This window comes from Pseudomonas sp. GW821-FHT01E10 (genome assembly GCF_059422365.1).
The window spans coordinates 45484-63761 of record NZ_JBWKWT010000017.1 but is presented as its reverse complement, the minus strand read 5'-3'; the positions used below and the strand labels follow the sequence as shown (position 1 = coordinate 63761).

The 18278-nt window shown below is 59.3% G+C and carries 21 protein-coding genes; 1 reads left to right on the top strand and 20 read right to left on the bottom strand.

The features are described from left to right. Nucleotides 1-36 precede the first annotated feature (36 nt). The 4 genes from AC07V0_RS23835 to AC07V0_RS23820 form a co-directional block, all read right to left on the bottom strand. Complete coding sequence (locus tag AC07V0_RS23835) at nucleotides 37-1041, bottom strand: substrate-binding domain-containing protein (RefSeq protein ID WP_018926205.1); 1005 nt, start codon at nucleotides 1039-1041, stop codon at nucleotides 37-39. Between the two features lie 130 nt (nucleotides 1042-1171). Beyond that, nucleotides 1172-1990, bottom strand: coding sequence for an SDR family oxidoreductase (locus tag AC07V0_RS23830; RefSeq protein ID WP_018926206.1), 819 nt, complete (start codon nucleotides 1988-1990; stop codon nucleotides 1172-1174). 273 nt (nucleotides 1991-2263) lie between these two features. Next, a complete protein-coding gene (locus AC07V0_RS23825) occupies nucleotides 2264-3139 on the bottom strand; it encodes an SMP-30/gluconolactonase/LRE family protein (protein ID WP_018926207.1) in 876 nt (291 codons plus the stop codon). 40 nt (nucleotides 3140-3179) lie between these two features. Beyond that, nucleotides 3180-3896 (bottom strand): FadR/GntR family transcriptional regulator, encoded by a 717-nt coding sequence (locus AC07V0_RS23820; protein WP_018926208.1) that lies wholly within the window; start codon nucleotides 3894-3896, stop codon nucleotides 3180-3182. A 243-nt stretch (nucleotides 3897-4139) separates the two neighbouring features. Here AC07V0_RS23820 and AC07V0_RS23815 point away from each other — a divergent pair, with 243 nt between their 5' ends. Next, complete coding sequence (locus tag AC07V0_RS23815) at nucleotides 4140-5012, top strand: esterase/lipase family protein (protein WP_019582740.1); 873 nt, start codon at nucleotides 4140-4142, stop codon at nucleotides 5010-5012. A gap of 57 nt (nucleotides 5013-5069) precedes the next feature. On the opposite strand, the gene AC07V0_RS23810 is transcribed toward AC07V0_RS23815, so the two are convergent. The 16 genes from AC07V0_RS23810 to rpmF form a co-directional block, all read right to left on the bottom strand. Continuing rightward, complete coding sequence (locus AC07V0_RS23810) at nucleotides 5070-5630, bottom strand: DUF1285 domain-containing protein (protein ID WP_086944603.1); 561 nt, start codon at nucleotides 5628-5630, stop codon at nucleotides 5070-5072. Between the two features lie 16 nt (nucleotides 5631-5646). Further along, nucleotides 5647-6252, bottom strand: coding sequence for a DUF4823 domain-containing protein (locus AC07V0_RS23805; RefSeq protein WP_064616596.1), 606 nt, complete (start codon nucleotides 6250-6252; stop codon nucleotides 5647-5649). Nucleotides 6253-6498: 246 nt separating this feature from the next. Further along, complete coding sequence (locus AC07V0_RS23800; protein WP_018926212.1) at nucleotides 6499-7467, bottom strand: GTP 3',8-cyclase MoaA; 969 nt, start codon at nucleotides 7465-7467, stop codon at nucleotides 6499-6501. A gap of 146 nt (nucleotides 7468-7613) precedes the next feature. After that, nucleotides 7614-8252 (bottom strand): TetR/AcrR family transcriptional regulator, encoded by a 639-nt coding sequence (locus AC07V0_RS23795; RefSeq protein WP_007942012.1) that lies wholly within the window; start codon nucleotides 8250-8252, stop codon nucleotides 7614-7616. Between the two features lie 383 nt (nucleotides 8253-8635). After that, nucleotides 8636-9427, bottom strand: coding sequence for a TatD family hydrolase (locus AC07V0_RS23790; RefSeq protein ID WP_018926213.1), 792 nt, complete (start codon nucleotides 9425-9427; stop codon nucleotides 8636-8638). A 14-nt stretch (nucleotides 9428-9441) separates the two neighbouring features. Continuing rightward, entirely contained in the window at nucleotides 9442-9798 is a 357-nt protein-coding gene (locus AC07V0_RS23785) for a PilZ domain-containing protein (RefSeq protein ID WP_018926214.1), read from the bottom strand. Nucleotides 9799-9830: 32 nt separating this feature from the next. Beyond that, the gene (locus AC07V0_RS23780; RefSeq protein ID WP_018926215.1) at nucleotides 9831-10817 is read right to left on the bottom strand and encodes a DNA polymerase III subunit delta'; all 987 of its coding nucleotides are present in this window, start codon (nucleotides 10815-10817) and stop codon (nucleotides 9831-9833) included. Then, the gene (tmk, locus tag AC07V0_RS23775) at nucleotides 10810-11442 is read right to left on the bottom strand and encodes a dTMP kinase (RefSeq protein ID WP_064616594.1); all 633 of its coding nucleotides are present in this window, start codon (nucleotides 11440-11442) and stop codon (nucleotides 10810-10812) included. Before tmk ends, AC07V0_RS23780 begins: the two co-directional genes overlap by 8 nt. A 19-nt stretch (nucleotides 11443-11461) precedes the next feature. Continuing rightward, on the bottom strand, nucleotides 11462-12652 hold the full coding sequence (gene mltG, locus AC07V0_RS23770; RefSeq protein WP_192350903.1) for an endolytic transglycosylase MltG: 1191 nt from the start codon (nucleotides 12650-12652) through the stop codon (nucleotides 11462-11464). 3 nt (nucleotides 12653-12655) lie between these two features. Next, complete coding sequence (gene pabC / locus AC07V0_RS23765; protein ID WP_064616590.1) at nucleotides 12656-13471, bottom strand: aminodeoxychorismate lyase; 816 nt, start codon at nucleotides 13469-13471, stop codon at nucleotides 12656-12658. Next, on the bottom strand, nucleotides 13471-14715 hold the full coding sequence (gene fabF / locus AC07V0_RS23760; protein WP_026286429.1) for a beta-ketoacyl-ACP synthase II: 1245 nt from the start codon (nucleotides 14713-14715) through the stop codon (nucleotides 13471-13473). Before fabF ends, pabC begins: the two co-directional genes overlap by 1 nt. Nucleotides 14716-14824: 109 nt before the next feature. Continuing rightward, entirely contained in the window at nucleotides 14825-15061 is a 237-nt protein-coding gene (gene acpP, locus AC07V0_RS23755; RefSeq protein WP_003175607.1) for an acyl carrier protein, read from the bottom strand. A gap of 192 nt (nucleotides 15062-15253) precedes the next feature. Beyond that, the gene (gene fabG, locus AC07V0_RS23750; protein ID WP_064616588.1) at nucleotides 15254-15997 is read right to left on the bottom strand and encodes a 3-oxoacyl-ACP reductase FabG; all 744 of its coding nucleotides are present in this window, start codon (nucleotides 15995-15997) and stop codon (nucleotides 15254-15256) included. 16 nt (nucleotides 15998-16013) lie between these two features. Further along, a complete protein-coding gene (gene fabD, locus AC07V0_RS23745) occupies nucleotides 16014-16952 on the bottom strand; it encodes an ACP S-malonyltransferase (protein ID WP_026286430.1) in 939 nt (312 codons plus the stop codon). A 125-nt stretch (nucleotides 16953-17077) separates the two neighbouring features. Continuing rightward, nucleotides 17078-18088 (bottom strand): phosphate acyltransferase PlsX, encoded by a 1011-nt coding sequence (gene plsX / locus AC07V0_RS23740; RefSeq protein WP_018926222.1) that lies wholly within the window; start codon nucleotides 18086-18088, stop codon nucleotides 17078-17080. Between the two features lie 3 nt (nucleotides 18089-18091). Next, complete coding sequence (gene rpmF, locus AC07V0_RS23735; protein ID WP_003179396.1) at nucleotides 18092-18274, bottom strand: 50S ribosomal protein L32; 183 nt, start codon at nucleotides 18272-18274, stop codon at nucleotides 18092-18094. Nucleotides 18275-18278: the final 4 nt, after the last annotated feature.

Genomic DNA, 18278 nt, shown 5'->3' with positions numbered 1-18278 from the left:
CCCGTCGCCGGGGCCGCCAATGAAATCAACCGACCCTCAATTCCACAGGCCGATCTTTTCCAGTTCCTGCTTGAAGTTGTCGCGCGTGATCAGCGTCACGTCGTCCATGGCGGTGTATTTCGGCGGTTCTTTGCCGGTGGTGACCCACTCGTGCATCATGCTGGCGGTGTTGTAGCCCTCGATGTGCGGGCTCGGCAGCATCGAGCCGAAGAAGCCGCTGTTGGCTTTCTTCAATTCGCCGATGGCATCGGTGCCGTTGATGCCGATGCCGATTACGTTAGCCGCGGCAAAACCGGCGCTTTCGGTGGCGCGCACGCCGCCCAGCACGGTGTTGTCGTTCATCCCGCCGATGATCAGGTTTTTCGCCCCGCTCGGGAGCTTCACCAGCGCCGAGTTGGTGGCGTCCATGCTGCCAGGTACGTCGAGGGTTTTCAGGGCCGAGAACAGAATGTGGTCTTTCGGCATCCCGGCGTCTTCCAGGGCTTTAACCGAACCGTCGGTGCGTTTCTTGCCGGTATCGAGTTCGTTGAAGGTGTTGATCACCGCATAGGTTTGTTTCCAGTCCCAGCCGCGTTTTTTCGCTTCGGCGGCCATGGCGGCGCCCTGCTTCTGGCCAACTTCGAAAGCTGCCATGCCGAGGTATGGCACGTCCTCCATGAACTTGCCGCCGGCATCGACGAAACGGTCATCGACAGCGATCACTTTCAAACCGTTGAGCTTGGCCTTGGCCATGATCGCCGGGCCGAGGGAGACGTCCGGCGGGCAGATCACGAAGCCCTTGGCGCCGTTCGCCGCCAGGCTGTCGATGGCCGAAAGGGTTTTCTCGCCATCAGGCACAGCGATCTTGATGACGGTGAAGCCCTTGTCCTTGGCGGCCTTTTCAGCGAAGGCCCACTCGGTCTGGAACCAGGGCTCTTCGGCCTGCTTGACCAGAAAACCGATCTTCACTTCCTCGGCCGCCAGCAACGTACTGCTCAGGCTGACCGCGGTGACCGCCAAAGCGGCACAGCACAGGGAACGGATCCCACGACGACGTTTCATAAGCTGACTCCTTGTTATTTTTTTTGAGCGTTAGTTGAAAGCCAATACTGCGGTCGAAGCATGTAGCCAATAGTCATATCGTATGATGATTGTATTTCAGGCGTAGTTTTGCGCCTGAAACCCAAGTTATTCAGTCGTGGTACATGACCGAACGACCACCATCGATGGTGATGCACGAAGCGTTGATGAATGGCGCCTCATCGCTGGCCAGGAACACGGCAGTCATCGCCACTTCGATTGGCTGACCGATGCGGCGCGGTGGATGCAAGTCGAAGGCCCGTTGACGTTCGGCATGAGGGTCGGCAAAGCCGTTCCAGTAGTCGACGTTCAGTTGGGTTTCGATATAGCCCGGCGCGATGGCGTTGACGCGAATGCCCTTGGGTGCGTATTCGATGCCCAAGGCGCGGGTCAGCCCGAGTAAGCCATGCTTGGCCACCGGGTACGGGAAGCAGCCGGGAATGATGTGAGTGGAATGGGTCGAGGCGATGTTGATGATGCTGCCGATGCCCTGCTCGATCATCTGCGGCAGCACGGCTTTGCAGCCATACCAGGCGCCGTCCAGGTCGATGGCGAAGCAACGATGCCAGTCGTCCTCGGTCATTTGCAGCGGATCACGGAACACGTTGACCCCGGCGCAGTTGACCAGCACGTCGATGCGACCGTGAAGCTCAATGGCCAACTTGGCCATGGCGTGCAGGTCTTGCTGGCGCGATACGTCGGCCTTGATCGCCACGACATCCGCGCCTTGTTCACGCCAATGCGCCGCGACTTTTTCGACTTTCTCGGCCTGGATATCGCTGATGACCAGCTTGGCTTGCTGGGACGCAAAGGTCGCGACAATCGCTTCGCCGATCCCCTGAGCGGCGCCGGTCAACAGCACGACCTTGTTTTTGAGGCGCTCACCCTTCGGCGGTTCGGGCACCGGTGGCAAGGAAAGGGGTTCAGCCATGGATCAACACTCCTGTTCGAGGGCACGACGAAAACCGGACATCTGTCGATGTCCGGTCAAAAGGCTTTTTGGAATAGGCAGGCAGGCGTGCAAACGCCCGGGCGCCGGGGCGGCCTGAAGCACTGTCACCCCAAGGGAGGACGGTGGAATATCGCTGCATCACTTCACCTGTTTTGTTTTTTTAAGTGTGAGTGCGTGTAACTGATGGGGCCGACTATAAACCCGGCCACCAACAAATCTCAATATATAATTTTGCATCCCATATTTTGGGATTTAGCCTGCAAATCTCTGACAGGGCTTTCCGGGCACATCGACTCGAACCGACAACACCGCACCATCCAATGGATGGTTGAGCGGGCTCGCCGCACTGGTGATGTACAAGGTTTTGAAGTCTTCGCCACCAAACACGCAACTGGTGGGGCGACTGACAGGCAGTTCGATCACCCGATCGACATGACCGTCCGGGCTCAGCCTGAGCAAGCAACTGCCGTCCCAGCGGGCGTTCCAGATATAGCCCTCGGCATCCATCGCCGAGCCGTCGGGGCCACCCCGTTCGTGGGGGCCAAACCAGACGCAGGCGGTGTCGAGGTTGCCGTCGGTATGGATGAAATGTTGGTACAACGTACCGTCGAGGCTGTCGGCGAAATACAGGGTTGTGCCGTCGTCGCTCCATAGCAATGTGTTGGGGATGCCGAGCCCTCGAAGCAGCGGCGTGACCCGAGCATCGCGGTCGATGCGAAACAGGCCACCGGAGCGGCGCACGATCGGCAAATCTTCGCCCTGCTCGCCGATGTTGTTTTGCATGGTGCCCAGCCAGAGCCGGCCCAAGGCATCGCAGCGGGCTTCGTTGGCGCGATTGCCGGGTTGCGGATCGGCCACACAGAGCAAGGTCAGCCGAGGCTCCAGGCCGGGAGAGTTCAGGTCCAGCCGATAAACCCCACTGCTCAATGTCACCAGGGCATCGCCACTTTCGCAGGGGATGAATGCGGACACGTGTTCCGGCATCTGCCAGATTTCCACATTGGCGCCGATCAATCGCAGCGCCTGTTGGCCGGCGATATCGACCCAGTACAGCGCCTGGGTCGGTGCATCCCAGAACGGACCTTCACCGAGTCGCGCACGGTGTTCGGTAACCGCAGTCCACGTCATGAAACCTCCTTTTTATGCTTTTATGTGGGAGCGAGCCTGGTCAGCTTGCCTTCTTGTCGGCCATGACTTGGGGGTAAAACCGTTTGATCGCCAGGTCGGCGTTATCGATCAGGGTCATGCAGGCCCACACACCCCGCGCAGCATCCCGGGCGGCGATGGCGTCGGCCATGTCTTTGTGAATCGGCAAGGTTCGGCGCAGTTCGTCCGGGTCGGCGGCAGACACTTCGAACGACACCGCCAGCAGCGCGCCGAGGGCCGGGACCATTTGTTCGATGAATTGATTGTGGCTGGCGGCGAGGATGCACTCGTGGAAGAACTGGTCGGCGCGGTTGTAATCGATGCCGCTGTCTACGGCTCGTTCCAGCGCGTTGTAGGCCTGAAGCACGGCTTGCACTTGTTCCACCGTCGCGCGCTCGCAGGCCCAACGCACCGCCATCGGCTCGATGGTACGACGCAGGTCAAGCAAGTCGTCGACGAAGTTTTCCGGCAAACCGCTGCGCGACAGCCAGCCGACGACTTGTGGATCGAAGAGGTTCCAGCGCCGTACCGGCAACACCCGCGTGCCGACCTTCGGCCCGACTTCGAGCATGCCTTTGGCGACCAGGGTTTTGATCGCTTCGCGGATGACCGTACGGCTGACCCCAAGCTGCTCGCCCAAGTCGGCTTCAACCTTGATGGTCTGACCGGGCTTCACCTGGCCAGCGGCAATCCAGCACCCCAGCCAATCAACCGTCGACGCGTGAAAACTGCTGGACATGGGTACCTCACCGCCCGGTGAAAATAAAAATGAAACGACACGAAAGCCGTTCGCAATGGATGCCCACGCTAATCATCATATGATTGGGTGTCAATTGGATTTTTCTGGAGTTCTTGCCAACACAGGCATGACTGTTCGTCCGATTACTCCCCCGGCGCTTTGAACCCACCCACTTTGTAAACTACGGTTAGCCCGCAACAGATCAGGCTGTTTCACTAAAATCCGCTATTGCCAGGTATGAACATGGACATGGATGCGTCTACGAAATACCCCATTGTGTTGGTTCACGGTCTTTTCGGCTTCGACAGAATCGCCGGCTATCCGTACTTCTTCGAAATCGAGGAAGCCCTAGAACGTGCTGGTGCCCAGGTGTTTGCCGTGAATATTCCAACCGTCAACGGTAATGAGGAACGCGGTGAAAAACTGCTCGAACACGTCGACCGTATTTTGCGGGAAACGGGCGCCGCCAAGGTCAATCTGATCGGCCATAGCCAAGGTCCGCTGGCCGCACGCTACGTCGCAGCCCTGTACCCGGAAAAGGTTGCGTCGGTCACCTCGGTCAGTTGCCCTAACCACGGCTCCGAGATTGCCGACCAACTGCACAAGGCACTGACACCCGGAGAATTACCCGAAGCCTTGGTATTAGCCCTGTTAGGCGCAGTCGGCACCTTCATTTCGTTGATCAGTGGCCATCCGGAAAACCCCATCGACCCTCAAGCGGCGTTCGAATCGCTGACCAGCGCAGGCCTGGCCGCCTTCAATCGCAAGTACCCGCAAGGGCTGCCAAAGGTTTGGGGCGGGGAAGGCAACGAAGTTGAGAACGGCGTGTATTACTACTCCTGGAGCGGGATCGTGCAGAACTTTCAAAGCCTGCAACTCCTCGACCCGACCCATTTGAACTGTAAAGTGCTGTCGCAGTTATTTTATAAAGAGAAGCACGCCAATGATGGGCTGGTCGGCCGCTACAGCTCTCATTTGGGCAAAGTGATCCGCTCGGATTACCCCATGGACCACTTTGATGCAGTCAACCAGATGGCCGGGATCAACAGTTGGAACGTGAGCCCGGTGATGCTCTACCTTGAACACGCCGCCCGGCTCAAGAGCAAGGGTTTGTAAGCCCATAAAAAACGGCCCGCTGCAATAACGGGCCGTTTCGTTTCTCGGGTTCAGCGCTTACGGCTCAAGTCCGATCGGGAAAAACTCGCCACCGCTCCAGACACCGAGCCAGCTCTGCCCGTCAATCTCACGGCTCACCGCCAGCTCTACCAATTGGTAGAACACATTGCGGTGAATCAGCGCTTCAAGGTTGCTGCGCACATGCACGTACGGCGCAGGCTCCTGAGTCACCGGGTCGATCACCACGCGCATGGGGTGCTCGACACCGGCGTCGGTGGTTTCATCGACGTTGGTGGTAAAGCGCAAGACCTGAGCCTCACCCTCGCCTTCGACTTCCACGGCTATCGCCACGAACGGTGCGTCGTCGACCTTGATGCCGACCTTTTCGACTGGAGTAATCAGAAAGTAATCATCGCCGTCGCGGCGAATGATGGTGGAGAACAGCTTGACCATCGGCTTGCGCCCGATCGGCGTGCCCAGGTAATACCAGGTGCCGTCGCGGGAGATGCGCATGTCGATGTCGCCGCAGAAGTCGGGGTTCCACAAGTGGACCGGTGGCAAACCTTTGGTTTTGGGGATTTGTCCCAACAGGTCATTGGCTTTTTGCGGGCCACTCATGGCGTTCTCCTTTTAATTACTGATCGCTGAGCCCCAACAGGCTACGAGCGTATTGCTCCAGCGGCGGGCCCAGAAGATCTTCTGGCCTGTTATCGTAGAACGTCAGTAAACCGCCACGACTCTTGATACGTGCAGTATCGATCAAATACTGGGTGCTGGTCTCGATCAACATGATCTGAATGACGCCACTGTCGATCCCGAGGCGATCCGAGCGCTCCTGGTCGATCAAATCGTCCGCGTTGCCGATGCGGTCGTCGGCCTTGGCAAAACGTGTATAGAGCAGGTAGTGAGCACCGGCGGCACGGGCTTCTCCCATGGCGGCGTCGAGGCCTTCCGGCGCGCGGGCGCGGCGGACCATCGGGAAATATTCGATAAAGCCGTTGAAGGCTTCTTCGGCCACCACGTTAGGTCGCGGAGAAGCAATGCCCGGTGGCGCGAAGGCGCCCTGGGCGATGTAGATGAAGGAGTCCGGCTGAATGCGGATGTTATTCACGCGACGGCTGTCGCTATGGTCCAGCAGCCCCACGTCGCTCATGTGGTAGCGAGTTCCTTCGGCCATATCGCTGACATTCATGCAGCCGCCAAGTGCCAAAACGGCCAGCAGCAAAACCAGGCTACGCATCCTTCCCTCCAGAAGCCGGTGACGGAAAACCGGCGAATGGCCGAGGGATGCAGCTTCCGCGCCAGCTCAGGTCATGTGCATTTTCAGTCTGAACAGACCTGTGGCGAGGGAGCTTGCTCCCGTTCGGCTGCGCAGCAGTCGTAAGTTCCAGGGAATGCGGAGCGTTTGGTAATTTTAGGGCCGCTTCGCGCCCCAGCGGGAGCAAGCTCCCTCGCCACAGCAAGCGCCCTTCACCGCAAGACCCGGTCAGCCGCCGATGATTTTCATGATGGTCGCGCCACCGGAGAACGCCACTTCCTGCTTGTCCCCCAGAGCCTTCACCAGCAGTCGCTGCAAGGCCGGCAATGCCTGATGACGGGGTTTGTCCAGCAGATCGCCGACATAGTGGCGATTGCTCGACGACAGGCAGCCATGCAGCCAGCCAGTGGACGACAAGCGCAGACGCGAGCAGGTGCGGCAGAACGGCACGCTTTCGTTGGCGATCACGCCGAAGTGGCCCTGTCCCGGAATCTCGTAGCGCACCGCCGTGGCATCGACCGGCGCGTCGGCCTGCAGGTATTCGTAGTGTTCGCCGATCAGGCTCAGCAATTGCTGAAGGCTGACGAACTGTTGCAGGAAGGCGTTGGAATCACTGGCCAAGTGCCCCATGCGCATCAACTCGATGAAGCGCAGCTCGTAGCCGCGTTCCAGGCAGTAATCGAGCAATGGCATCACCTGATCGAGGTTTTGCCCACGCAGCGGCACCATATTGACCTTGATCTTCATGCCGGCTGCCGCGGCCTGGGCCATGCCGTCGAGCACGGTCGCCAGATCGCCGCCGCGGGCAATGCTGCGGAAAGCCCCGGCGTCCAGGGTATCGAGGGAAACGTTGATGCGCCGAATGCCGGCATCCACCAGCAGCGGCAGCTTCTTCGCCAACAGCTGGCCATTGGTGGTCAGGCTGATGTCCGCCAGCCCCATCTGCCCGACGGCGGTCATGAAGGCTTCGAGCTTGGGGCTGACCAGTGGCTCGCCACCGGTAATGCGCAGACGCTCGATGCCGGCTGCTTCGATCAGATAAGCCACGCCGCGTGCCATCGCCTCGGCCGACAACTCATCCTGCGCAGCCACCAGCCGTTTGCCGTTGGGCACGCAGTAGGTACAGGCGTAGTTGCAGGCGGAGGTCAGACTGATCCGCAAATTGCGAAAACGCCTGCCTTGACGGTCAACGATCATGGATCACTCCGGCGAAAGAAGATTCGAACGCGCAAAACTTGACTCACAAATCAAGTTTTAGCAAGCCCTATGCCTGAGTATATTCCTGCGGTACTGCGCCACGTAGCTAAATCATGGCTCATGGCGCAATTAGACAACTGGATGGCTCAGCTGCTCGGAGTGTCGGTATCGCGCTTGCGCTTGTTGCCCATGCGCACGCCGATGTCCATCAGGAACTGGAAGAAACCTTCCTGATCTTCCAGCACATTGCTCCAGAACGGCGAGTGATACAGCGCCACGGCGCCATGCACCAGCGCCCAGGCTGCGCAGTAATGGAAGTAAGGAGGCACGTCTTCGAGCTTGCCTTCGCTGATCCGGCCCTTGATCAGCAGGGTCAGGCGTTCGAAGTTCGAGGCGCGGATCTTGTGCAGTTCCTCGACCATCTCCGGTACCTGGTTGCCCTTGACCACCTTTTCTTCCAGGCGATCGAACAACCGATAGCGTTGCGGATCGCGCATGCGGAATTCGAAGTAGGCCCGGGACAGGGCTTCCTTGTCCTTATCGACATCGGCGGAATGCAACAGCTCGTTCAAATCACGCTCGTAGTCGAGCATCAGGCGCAGGTAGATCTCCGCCTTGGATTTGAAGTGCTTGTAGATCGTGCCTTTGCCGATACCTACGGCATCAGCAATCATCTCGACGGTGACACTGTCTTCACCTTGTTCGAGGAACAGCTTGAGCGCGGTATCGAGAATTTCTTGCTCGCGGCGACGAAACTCACGGACCTTACGAGGTTCTTTATGCATAAGAAAAGGTCTGTAGGGGTCAAAATTCGAAGCCGCGTATTATGCCTAACTTACGCCAAAATGCACGGATCATCCGACCATATATGTGTTTCTTGATGAATTCACGCGACCTCGCCGGTTGATGAGAACTCAACCGAAGCGCACGTATTCCAAATTTGTTTAAAAACCCGACCAACCAAACTGGACTCGGCGCGATACTGATCAATACTTCAACTGTCGGCGAGGCATCTCCCCCAAGTGTCGCGCCGATGAAGGTACCAAAGGATTGCGTGCCTTTGTTTTACTCCTAATGGTCTTAACCCGGATTCACCCCCCAGAACCCGGGTTTTTTTTGCCTGCAATTTGGGAGCAAAGCCCGCCACAGGTTGCGACTTTTTCCAACGTTACGCCGATGCCCTGACGTGCGCCAACGGAAATAACCGCTTGAAATTCTCGGTAGTCTGCTCGGCAAATCGCTCGTAGGGCTCGCCTCGTAACATTGCCAGAAATTCCGCTACCTCACGCACGTACTGCGGCAGGTTCGGTTTGCCGCGATACGGGATCGGCGCCAGGTACGGCGAGTCGGTTTCCACCAGCAAGCGGTCGGCCGGCACTTTGCTGGCCACATCGCGCAAGGCATCGGCATTGCGAAAAGTGACAATACCGGACAGGGAAATGTAATAACCCATATCCAGCGCGGCCTTGGCCATCTCCCAGTCTTCGGTGAAGCAATGCAGAACGCCTGCTTGAGGCAGCGCCGCCTCACGCAGCAGTTCGAGGGTGTCGGCCCGGGCGCCCCGGGTATGAATGATTACCGGCTTGCCGGTCTGTTGCGCCGCTTGCAGGTGCAGGCGGAACGACTCCTGCTGCAACTCTGCCGCTTCCGGTTCGTAGTGGTAATCCAGGCCGGTTTCCCCGATCGCCACCACCCGCGGATGATTGAGTTCGCGCAACAGCCAATCCAGCGCCGGAGCGGCACCGGGCTGCACGTCCAGCGGATGCACACCGACTGAACAATCGACGTCGTCGTAGCGTTCGGCCAGGGCTTTGACATCGGCGGCGTTATCGGCGCTGACGCCAATGCACAGAAAGTGCCCTACTCCCCTCTGACGAGCTGCGTCTAGCGCGGCATCCAGGGAGCCGTCGTGGGCGGTGAGGTCGAGGCGATCAAGGTGGCAATGGGAATCTACAAGCATAAAAGGGCTGCAACTTACATCGTATGAGTGGGACGGTCGGACTTCAGGGCTCCGGCCAGATGGGTTTCGATTCGACTGCGCGCGGTGTTATCGCCTTCGTTGAATTGCACGCCGACTCCAGCGGCGCGGTTGCCCTGGGCACCTTTGGGGGTAATCCAGGTGACCCTGCCGGCGACCGGGATCTTTTCCGGTTCGTCCATCAGGTGCAGCAGCATGAAGACCTCATCGCCCAACTTGTAGCTCTTGTTGGTCGGGATAAACAGGCCACCGTTCTTGATGAATGGCATGTAGGCCGCATAGAGCACGGACCTGTCCTTGATGGTCAAGGACAAAATGCCATTGCGCGGCCCCGGACTGATGGGTTCATTCATGCTGACCTCCATTTCTGATGATCAGAGTCTAGTCACCTCTGGGCAGGCAAGGATACCCATTGCACCAACAGCGCCTCCAGCAACAGCGCCGGATTGAGGTTGGCCTTGCTCATCACTTTCTGCCGCTGGGCTAGAATCCAGTCCTGAATATTCAGGACTTTATCCTGAGCGGCTTTCTGCGCCAGGTATTGAATGACCTTGCGCATGTCCGCCAGCCCCAGCCCCGCTTCATCCTGAGTCAACTGATAACGCAGGATCAGGCTCGACCAGTCGCAGAACCAGTCGAACAGCAGCAACATGGGAATGGTTTTCCATTCCTCGGCCAGTTGCGTCGGCGATTGCTGCTGCTTGAGCAACTTCTTCACGCCCTCGACCACCAGCGCCCGCTGCTCGCGCACGCCCTGGGCCTGCAATTTGACCGCGGCCAATGGCGAACCGGCAGCAAGGGTCAGCAGTTCAATGCGCTCGTCTTCCGAGCAGTCCGGCAACGTCTTGGCCAGCCACGCCAGACTCATGGCTTCGCTCGGCAAAGGACAGGCCTGCTGTACGCAACGGCTCTTGATGGTCGGCAGCAGACGACTGGTCTGGTGGCTGACGAGCAGCAATACGGTGTCGCCGGACGGCTCTTCAAGGCTTTTTAGCAAGGCGTTGGCGGCGTTGATGTTCATCGACTCGACCGGCTCGATCAGCACCACTTTGCGACCGCCCATCTGCGAAGTCTGAACCACGAAGCTGACCAGGTCACGTACCTGATCGACCTTGATCGCCTTGTCTGCCTCTTCCGGTTCCAGGACGTAGTTGTCGGGATGACTACCGGCCTTGAGCAGAAGGCAGGATTTGCATTCACCGCAGGCGCCCTGGGCGGTCGGACGCTGGCACAACAAACTGGCCATCAACCGCTCGGCCAGCGCACGCTTGCCGATCCCGGCCGGGCCATGCAGCAGATAGGCATGGGCGTGCTGGGCACGACCGGCCAATTGCTGCCAGAGACTGTCCTGCCACGGATAGGCTTCAGCCACGGGTCAACTCCAGCAGACGTGGCAGCAAGACATCCAGAGACTGCTGAACCTGCGCCAGCGGTTGAGCGGCATCCACCAGGACATAACGCGCAGGATCCGCTTTGGCACGCTCGAGGAAGGCACTGCGCACGGCATCGAAGAACGTGCGGCCTTCAAGCTCGAAACGGTCCAGGCGACCGCGGGCGCTGGCGCGGGCCAGGCCCACTTCCACCGGCAGATCGAAGATCAGCGTCAAGTCCGGGCGCAGATCGCCCTGGACGAATGTTTCGAGGGTCGCGATACGCTCCAGCGACAAACCGCGACCACCGCCCTGGTAGGCATAGGTCGAATCGGTAAAACGATCACACAGAACCACCGCGCCACGGGCCAGCGCCGGGCGGATCACCTCGGCCAGGTGCTGGGCTCGCGCAGCGAACACCAACAGCAGCTCGGTGTCAGGGTTCATGACCTCATCGACCGGCGCCAACAACACGTCGCGGATCCGCTCGGCCAGGGGCGTGCCGCCCGGCTCCCGGGTCAACACCACCTCGATCCCGGCGGCGCGCAGACGCTCGGCCAGGTATTCGCGATTGGTGCTCTTGCCGGCACCTTCCGGGCCTTCCAGGGTAATAAACAAGCCAGTCACAGGCAGTCCTTAATCAGAGTCATTGCGGGCTTTGCGGCGCCTGAGCATCCCGCTCGGGTGCTGGCGCAGGCTCTTGTGCAGAGTTTTGCGGCGCTACTTGTGGCACGTCTTCGGCTGCCGTATCAGGCGAAGCCGCCGGGGTTGGCGCCTGGGCATCTTCCGTCAGCGGCGTGGTAGTCGGTGCCGGGCTGGAACGGTAATCGGCCCGGCGATTGAGCTGGAACTCCCGCACCGCATTGTTATGGGCGTCCAGATCATCGGAGAACACGTGACTGCCATCACCGCGCGCAACAAAATACAGGCTGTTGCCGTCCGCCGGATTCAACGCCGCATGGATCGCCTCGCGGCCGACCATCGCAATCGGTGTCGGCGGCAGGCCAGCGATCAGGTAAGTGTTATACGGCGTCGGCTCCTTGAGATGGGCGCGGGTCAACTTGCCGTTATAGCGATCGCCCAAGCCGTAGATCACCGTCGGATCGGTCTGCAGCAACATGCCCATCTCCATGCGCCGCACGAACACGCCGGCGATTTGCCCGCGCTCCTGCGGCACGCCGGTTTCCTTTTCCACCAGCGAGGCCATGATCAGCGCCTGATAGGGTTCGGTGTAGGGCACGTCGGCAGCACGCTGGCTCCACTCCTTGGCGAGGACTTCGTCGAGGCGGTCGTAAGCCTTCTTGAGCAGATCGACGTCAGTCATGCCACGCACGAAACGGTATGTGTCGGGGAAGAAGCGCCCTTCCGGGAAAATCCCGCCGTGCCCAAGCTTGTCCATCACCTGGCTGTCGCTCAAACCGTTGAGGGTCTGTTCGAGCTTTTCGTCCTTGGCCAGGGCCGCGCGGACCTGATGGAAATTCCAGCCTTCGACCAGCGTCAGGCTGTACTGAACCATTTCCCCGCGCTTCCACAGGTCGATCAGCCCTTCGACTGTCATGCCGGGAACCATGCGGTATTCGCCGCTGTGCAGCGGTTGGCCCGCCAGGTTGAAGCGCCAGTACACACGCAGCCAGAAAGCGTCCTTGATGACGCCATCGGCTTCAAGTCGAATGAAAGTGCGGTTCGGCGTAGTGCCTTTGGGCACTTCCAACAGCTGTTCCTGGGCGATGTTCAGCGGCTGTTCCAGCGCCGAATGGATTTTCCAGGCACAAGCGCCCGCCAACAGCCCCGCCAGAACCAGTCCGGTTTCCAGCAGCAGCAATAATTTACGTCTCACGAATCAGGCATCCAGTAGCGCACGGGCAATGGTTTGGAGTTTACGGGTGAGCGGCCCAACCGGCCAGCTCAGTGCGGCATAGGCGCGCACCGGCCAAACGCCATAAACGCTGTTGCAGACAAAGACCTCATCAGCCCATTGCAGCTGTTCGAGGGTAATGTCGATGATTTGTGTGGGAATCCCCAATGACTCGGCTTGAAACAATAATTCAGCACGCATCACGCCTGCCACGCCACAACGTTTGAGATCGGCGGTCACCAGCACGCCATCGCGCACCAGGAACAGATTACTGAACACACCTTCGATCACCCGCCCGACCTGATCCAGCATCAAGCCTTCAGCATGCTCGGTGTCCTGCCATTCGGAACGGGCGATAACCTGCTCCAGACGATTCAGGTGCTTGAGACCGGCAAGCAATGGCTGCTTGGAAAGCCGTGTTGTACAAGGGAACAGGCGCACGCCCTGCTTCGCATGCACAGCCGGATAGGCAGCGGGAGGATTGCCTTGCAGAATGCGCCGGGCCTGGGCCGAGGGATCGGGGGCGTAACCGCGCAGGCTGTCGCCGCGGGTGAGGATGAGTTTGAGCACGCCCTCGCCCAGTGCGGCGGCATAGGCCAGCAGCTCCGCGCGGATCAGCTCATGATCGGCGGCAATCGCCAGGCGCGAACAGCCCTCGGCCAGACGCGACAAATGTCGATCCAGCAACAACGGCTGCCCGCCCTTGACGGCGATGGTCTCGAACAGACCATCGCCGTAAGCCAGGCCGCGATCTTTCAGCGACAAAGCGTCAGCCGGTTGACCGTCGACCCAGCTGTCCATCAGTCAGCGAACCGGCGGAACACCAGCGAGCCATTGGTACCGCCAAATCCGAAGGAATTGGACAGCACCACGTCGATATCCATGCCGCGCGCGGTGTGGGGTACGAAGTCGAGGTCGCAGCCTTCGTCCGGCTCATCGAGGTTGATGGTCGGCGGGGCTACCTGACTGTTGATTGCCAGCACGCTGAAAATCGCCTCGACCGCCCCTGCCGCACCCAGCAGGTGACCGGTCATGGACTTGGTCGAACTGACGGCCAGCTTGTAGGCGTGATCGCCGAACACCGATTTGATCGCACAGGCTTCGGCGAGGTCGCCAGCCGAGGTCGAGGTGCCATGGGCATTGATGTACTGCACCTGATCACCATTGATCTTCGCATCGCGCAAGGCATTGGTGATGCAACGCGCAGCACCCGCGCCATCAGCCGGTGGCGAGGTCATGTGGTAGGCATCGCCACTAGTGCCGAAACCGATCAGCTCGGCGTAAATGGTCGCGCCACGGGCCTTGGCGTGCTCCAGCTCTTCGAGAACCAGTGCCCCGGCACCGTCGGACAGCACGAAGCCATCACGACCCTTGTCCCATGGACGGCTGGCACGGGCCGGCTCGTCGTTGCGGGTCGACAGTGCGCGGGAGGCACCAAAGCCGCCCATGCCCAGACCACATGCAGCCATCTCGGCGCCGCCGGCGATCATTACGTCGGCTTCGTCGTACATGATGTTACGTGCAGCCATGCCGATGCAGTGCGTACCGGTGGTACACGCCGTGGCGATGGCGTAGTTAGGTCCCTGTGCACCCAAGTGAATGGACAGGAAACCGGAAATCATATTGATGATCGAGCCAGGCACGAAAAACGGAGAAATCCGCCGTGGGCCGGAATCATGCAGTGTGCGGCTGGTGTCTTCGATATTGGTCAGACCGCCAATACCCGACCCCATGGCCACGCCGATACGCTCGCGATTGGCGTCGGTAACCTCAAGACCTGCGTTACGCACGGCTTGAAAACCTGCAGCCAGACCGTATTGAATGAACAGGTCGAGTTTGCGGGCTTCCTTGACCGACAAGTATTCCTCGACATTGAAGCCCTTTACCGAGCCGCCAAAGCGGGTGGAATAGGCAGAAAGGTCGGTGTGTTCGATCAGACCAATGCCACTGCGGCCAGCCAGAATGCCCTGCCAGCTGCTCGGCACATCCGTGCCCAGTGGCGACAACATACCCATACCGGTGACTACGACGCGTCTACGCGACACAGCACTCTCCTTTTTTCAAATGACGACTTCGCACAAGGCCTAAAGAAAAAACCGCACGCCATGATGGCAGTGCGGTTTTTCCATGACAGCGAGCGACGACTAAAAACTATTACGCCTGATGGCTGGTAACGTAGTCGATTGCTGCTTGTACAGTAGTGATCTTTTCAGCTTCTTCGTCAGGGATTTCGGTCTCGAATTCCTCTTCCAGAGCCATCACCAGCTCAACGGTGTCAAGGGAGTCGGCACCCAGGTCTTCAACGAAGGAAGCGGTGTTGACCACTTCTTCTTCTTTAACGCCCAGTTGCTCAGCAACGATTTTCTTGACGCGCTCTTCGATGGTGCTCATACCTTGTTTTCACTCCTAATGGACAAATTCAGGCAGCTGGCCAGTGGGTAAGTGTATAGAAAGACTTTTCAGTTTTTCAACTGAAAGCTTCACTCCTCAAACCCTGCGGCCCTCTGCCGATAAAATAGATTGCAGCTTTATAACGGATTTTAGACAGCTCGTATGACATTTTTTTGAAGCAATCCGTCACATTTAACTCATGTACATCCCGCCGTTCACCGGGATTGTAGCCCCAGTAACGTAAGCCGCACCGTCGGACGCAAGAAAAGCGACCACAGATGCGATCTCTTGAGCTTGCCCCAGACGACCCAGCGGAATTTGCGTCTGCAAGGCTTCACGCTGCGCATCGGGCAGTTCACGGGTCATATCGGTGTCGATGAACCCTGGGGCCACCGAGTTTACCGTAATCGAACGCGAACCGACTTCACGCGCCAGCGCACGGCTGAAACCTTCCAGACCGGCCTTGGCGGCTGCGTAGTTTACTTGGCCTGCGTTGCCCATGGCACCCACAACCGAGCCAATACTGATAATTCGTCCCCAACGGGCTTTGGTCATACCGCGCAAAACGCCCTTGGACAGGCGGAACAGACTGTTCAAGTTGGTGTCGACAACGTCATGCCATTCGTCATCTTTCATGCGCATCATCAGGTTATCGCGGGTGATACCGGCATTATTGACCAGGATCGCCGGCGCACCGAACTGCTCCTGAATGCTCGCCAGCACGGCCGCTACGGACTCGTCGCTGGTGACATTGAGTTCCAGGCCAGTGCCCTGAATACCGTTTTCTTTCAGAGTGGCGGCGATACGCTCGGCACCCGATGCGGAGGTCGCAGTACCAACAACGATGGCACCCTGACGACCCAGCTCCAGAGCGATAGCCTGGCCGATACCACGGCTGGCACCGGTGACCAGTGCAACTTTACCTTGCAGACTCATGCAAGCTTCTCCTTGATCAGACCAGCGCTGCACGGGCGGCAGCGAAAGCATCTGGGGTATTGAGGTTAGAGGTCGACACGCCTTCAGCGCAACGTTTGTTCAGACCGGCCAGGACCTTGCCCGGACCGCACTCGACCAGTTGGGTTGCACCCTTGGCAGCCAGCGCCTGGACCGATTCGACCCAGCGCACAGGCTTGTAAAGCTGCTCAAGCAGATCGCGCTTGAGGGTTTCCAGATCGGCTGGTACGTCGGCACTGACGTTCTGCACTACCGGAATCTGCGGCGCCTGCCAGTCGATCGCTGCGATCGACTCAGCGAATCGCTCGGCGGCCGGACGCATCAACTCGCAGTGGGACGGCACGCTGACCGGCAACGGCATGGCGCGCTTGGCACCACGCGCCTTGCAGCCTTCGATGGCGCGTTCGACCGCAGCCTTGGCGCCGGCAATCACTACCTGGCCCGGCGAGTTGAAGTTGACTGCGCTGACCACTTCACCTTGCGCCGCTTCGGCGCAGGCTGCCAGCACATCAGCATCGTCCAGACCGAGGATAGCGGCCATGCCGCCCTGCCCGGCCGGAACGGCCTCCTGCATCAATTGACCGCGACGCTCTACCAGCTTCACCGCGGCGCCCAGGCTCAGGCTGCCCGCAGCCACCAGGGCGCTGTATTCACCCAGGCTGTGACCGGCAACGTAAGCCGGACGCGCGCCGCCTTCAGCCAGCCACAGACGCCACAAGGCGATCGAGGCAGTCAGAATGGCCGGTTGGGTTTTATCGGTTTGATTGAGTAGTTCTTCCGGCCCTTGCTGGGTCAGCGCCCACAGGTCGTAACCCAGAGCATCGGAAGCTTCTTTGAATGTTTCAAGGACCACTGGGTGTTGCGCGCCCAACTCGGCCAGCATGCCGAGGGACTGCGAACCCTGTCCTGGAAAGACGAATGCGAGGGAAGCAGACATGTAACAAGCCCCTAATGATCTTGTCGTCGGAGAATTGACGTCCCGCCAGGGGAACGCAAGAAACTGACAGTTGGATGGCTCATTGAACTGAGCGGTCACATTTAAGCATTGTCTGACGAAAACGCCTAAGGCAACAAATCTTCCAGGCGCCCATGAAGACGTTCCGGCAAGTTTTCCTGGATCTCGATCAAGGCGCGCTGAATCGCACTCTGGAAGCCCTGAACCCCCGCCGAACCATGACTTTTCACGACAATTCCCTGCAAACCGAGAAAACTTGCGCCGTTATGGCGTGCCGGCGCCAGCTCGGCCTGCAAGCGCTTCATCAGCGGCAGCGCCAGTGCGCCTACCAGTTTCGACGCGAAATTTTTCTTGAACTGGGCCTCGATGCGCCCGGCGATCATGGTCGCCAGGCCTTCGCTGGATTTGAGCAGGATATTGCCGACAAAGCCGTCACACACCACCACATCCGCCTCGCCACGGTACAAACCGTCGCCCTCGACAAACCCGATGTAGTTCAGGCCACGCGCATTTTGCAGCAGGGTCGCCGCCAGCTTGACTTGCTGATTGCCCTTGATGTCTTCGGTGCCGATATTCAGCAACGCGACCCGTGGACGAACGACGCCCAGGGCTTGCGCCGCCACAGACCCCATCACCGCAAACTGCAACAGATGCTCGGCACTGCAATCGACATTGGCGCCCAGATCGAGCAACTGGCAGAAACCTTTCTCGGTCGGAATGGCGGCGACCATGGCCGGCCGATCGATCCCCGGCAAGGTTTTGAGCACAAACCGCGACAACGCCATCAGCGCACCGGTATTGCCGGCACTGACGCACGCCTGGACCTTGCCATCACGCAACAACTCCAGCGCCACGCGCATCGACGAATCAGGCTTGCCGCGCAGGGCCTGGGCAGGCTTTTCGTCCATGGTGATGACTTCGGACGCCGGCACAATCGACAGGCGCGAGCGATCCGCTGCCGATTGGCCAGCGATCAGTTCTTCAAGTAGGGAGGGTTGACCGACAAGGGTCAGGTGCAGCGAGGGCGTAGCTGACAGACAAGCAAGGCTGGCCTGAACAATGCTGCGGGGACCGAAGTCCCCGCCCATTGCGTCAATCGCGATGACTTGAGCGGACAAGGATTACTCGTCAGCGCCCTTGTCGATCACTTTACGGCCACGGTATACGCCTTCTGGCGATACGTGGTGACGCAGGTGAACTTCACCGGTGGTTTTTTCTACAGACAGGGTGCTAGCCTCGAGAGCATCGTGCGAACGACGCATGTCACGGGCAGAGCGGGATTTTTTGTTCTGCTGAACAGCCATAATT